The organism is Endozoicomonas sp. ONNA2 (assembly GCF_024606365.1).
Lineage (GTDB): Bacteria > Pseudomonadota > Gammaproteobacteria > Pseudomonadales > Endozoicomonadaceae > Endozoicomonas.
In genome coordinates, this window is the sequence record NZ_JAHHPO010000678.1 from 1 (window position 1) to 2,941 (window position 2,941).

The window sequence follows — 2,941 nt, forward strand, 5'->3', positions numbered from 1 at the left end:
CTTCAAATTCTATTGTTGTTGGTGTTGTTACTAAGGAGCCAGTAGGGCTTGGGGCATACCCATCACCTCCTGAGCCACGAAATGATAAAGATATTGTATTCGATCGACAACTGAGTGTTCCTGAAAACCTCATGGCTAATGAATTATATGATCAGTTTACATGCGCCCGTAATAATGGCTCAATTCGATCCTGGCGTTGTGAAGTAAAGATTTGTGATTCTTTTGATACCTTGGTTGGCTTCCAGAAAAACGGTGAGGAACCTGTTATTATCCAAGTGCATACTAGAACAAAGGATATGTTAGGTAGTGGTACATATGGTGATGTATATGAAAGTAGCCATTTGGTTCGTAATGCAGAAGGATGGTGGGGAGTTCCTGAAGGGCATGAATATAAGAGAGTCATGAAAGTTCAGGAAAATTCTGATAATGGCCTGAGCGAAATAGAATTCCATTTAGAGCAGGGCGGTACATTAGGTGCTGGAAGTTATGAAAACTTTTTATTTCTGGATCAGATGCGTCTTCCTGGATGTTGTCTGATGAAATATTTTGAGGATGAATCCTGGCCGTTGCAAGAGAGGTTTGAATGTGCTTTAGCCATGGTGAAGCAAGCGCAGGCTTTTGTGGCAGGTGGTAAAGTTCACATTGACCTTAAACCATCTAACATGCTTTATGATCGTGATAAGAAGGAAATCTATTTTATTGACAATGCTCATGTACAAGATTTGGTAGCTCCAACTGCGGCTGAGATTACAGATCCTATGGGGACTCCGCTTTTTATTTCTCCTGAACAGTTCTGGCAAAAAAAATACACTGAAAAGTCTATGGTCTACTCCCTTGGAATTACTTTGTTGAATCTATTTTCCGAAAATCCCTCCATGTATGAAGTTGTCAAGTCAGGTACTTTTACACCTGGCCAAGTGGTCGCAATAGACCCGGCAAAATTCCTTCCTAAACTTAGAGGAACTAATTATTCAAATTTTTGCAATAGTCTGAAAGACTTCTTGACTGAAATGGTTTTGAAATCAGACGTTGCTCGCCCCGATATTAATTCTTGTGTGATCAAACTTCAGTATTATGCGATGTGGTACAAGTCAATTGAAGAGTTTGATCGTAATAACCAGTCAGATGTAGAACAGATTCATCGTCTTGAGATGCAGGTTAATCATCTAATCAAACAAAGAGATGAGGAGAAAAAAAATCAGGACATAATTAATAAGCAGGCTGAGAATCTAAAAGCAGATTTAACTTGGAGTCAAAGTCTGCATGTACAGGATTTAGAGCAGAAAGATGCTGAAATACAGCATATAAAGCAGTTAATTCAAAATATGCAGCGAAAGCAGAATAATCTCAAGGAAGAATTTGACAAGGAAAATCAGGCCAAACAGGAGGAGATCAAAAAATTGCAGGAGCAAAAAATTCATCTTCAACATATTGCAGAACAAAACATAAGTGAATCTAAGGCAGCAAATCGTAAAGTCCAAGTGCTGACTGATGAAGTAACAGAGATGAAAGGACGGGTTATTGAGGCGGAGAAACAGACAGACATTGTTAATGAGGCATATAGAAAGGCAGAGGAGGGGCGTACAAAGGCAGAGGAGATTAATTCGAAATACCAATCCGAGCTGGACAAGGAAAAAAAGGATCGTCAAGCCGCACTGGATAATCTGAATTTGGTTAAACGTGAAAAGAATGAACTGGATGAGAAGACAAAGACTCAAACCAGGAAAGTCGAGCAACTTACAAGCAAGCTTTCAGAAAGCCTGAAGGCTCCTCTGGATAAATTAAAAACCTGCGCCAGTAATCGGGATGGTTTAGATCCTGCAGGTTTTTGCGATAAACTGCCTGGTGTTTTAGAAGCTCAACTATCAGATTCCAGGAGGATGGAATGCTTAAACGATCTTGCAAAAATAATTTATTGCAATGGGCCTGCTGATGATGGCAAACAGCGATATACGCATAAATCTTCTTTTCTAAGGTCTCTGTCATTATATCCTCGCCGCCTGGTTGATTTCACACAGACCCAACGAATGCATTTGAAAGCAGTTATAAATGAGGCTAAATTGCTGGCAGAAAAAATGCTCAATGGCAATGATGAAAGTAAGCGGATGGCTTGCCATTTTTTGAACAACGGTTTTGCTACAAGGGTACAGGACACAGATGTGTTATCAAATGACAATGGATGGGCTGAAACACTGCTGGCCTCAACGCCCGGCATTGCAAAATACCAGTTGACGCCGGCAGACGCAGCAAACTTTGGGCCCAGAGAATCTGCCCTCACTGTACATTTGAAAGATGGCAGGCAAGGTGATCCTGTTAAAAGTAAGCAACTTACTGATTTTATGATGAGTCTGGAACAGGATGATGAAGTCAAGGCGGCCGGTCGTATGCTGCAAATGCTGGCAATTGAAACACCTTATGGTGAGCTTTGTGCTTTAGAGCATGAGTTTTTAACCATTCTTAGTAGAACGAACGCATATACCAGGGGGGAGCAGGATCCTGTTGCCTGGTTGGCTGGATCTATGTTGCAAAGTCTCACGGGGGAAAAGCATATTCGTCAAGATATTCATTCTCCATCGGCGACCAAAATGCGCCATATTAGATTGCTGCGCTGTGCATATGATTTAGCTTTGACGAAATTGATAGATGCAAAAGAGGAAAAATTGAGTCCTTTGGAAGTTAAAGCTCTGGCGGGTAGCCGTCTGGTGAACTTCTCCCCCGCTCAATACCAACATGAACTTCAAGGTTTTCGTAATGATCTGAAGTATAAAGTTACAACACTTCTGGAGTCGGAGAAAAATTTTGCTACCTATAAGGACTACTTGCATGAAAATTTCGCAGCAAAGTTTTCGGTTTCATAGTGTTAGTACCGATGCAGAAAGTTAAACTGTAACTGTTTGGTGATCCCATCCGATGTTCCCGATTACCAAGGGCTGCAGCCATA

Annotated in this window: 1 pseudogene; it reads left to right on the forward strand. The window is 41.1% G+C overall.

The window, feature by feature from the left end:
* Positions 1 to 2,858: pseudogene (locus KDK14_RS11935) on the forward strand (hypothetical protein); the annotation flags it as partial.
* Positions 2,859 to 2,941: the final 83 nt, after the last annotated feature.